Genomic DNA, 455 nt, shown 5'->3' with positions numbered 1-455 from the left:
GGGGTGCACGGCCCCGCGCGCGAGCCAGGGCAGGGCGGCGGTGATCAAGCCGCACCCAGCGCCGTACCAGAGCAGGCCGCGCCAGCGCAGGGTCTCGCCGACCAGCGCCACCAGGGCCGGCGGCACCGCGAGCAGCACGAAGGACGCCTTCGCCAGCCCCGCGAGGACCCACGCGAAGCTATCCGGCGGCAGGCCGGCGGCGAGGTCCGACAGGCCGGCATCGAGCCCGGCGAGCGCGCCTTTCGTCAGCCAGACGCTCGCCACCGGATCGAGCACGAGCGCCATGAGCAGGATCGCGCCGCCGCTCGGGATCGCGAGGAGCAGGGCGAGGGAGCCGAGGAGAAGGCGGCCGAGGATGCGCATCGGCGCGGTATAGCTCGGCTGATCGGCTCGGCCCGCATCGCCCGGCGGGACGGCGCGCCGGCCCCTCCGCCGAGCCGATCAGCCGAGCTATA

1 protein-coding gene is annotated in these 455 nt (G+C 75.6%); it reads right to left on the bottom strand.

The annotated features are described in order from the left end of the window. A partial coding sequence (locus FV223_RS29850) for a hypothetical protein (protein ID WP_147730149.1) occupies nt 1-363 on the bottom strand: 363 nt, incomplete at its 3' end. Nucleotides 364-455: the final 92 nt, after the last annotated feature.

The organism is Methylobacterium sp. WL116, assembly GCF_008039455.1.
Classification (GTDB): domain Bacteria; phylum Pseudomonadota; class Alphaproteobacteria; order Rhizobiales; family Beijerinckiaceae; genus Methylobacterium.
Note: the sequence above shows the minus strand (reverse complement) of the source record. Positions and strands in the feature narration are given on the sequence as shown.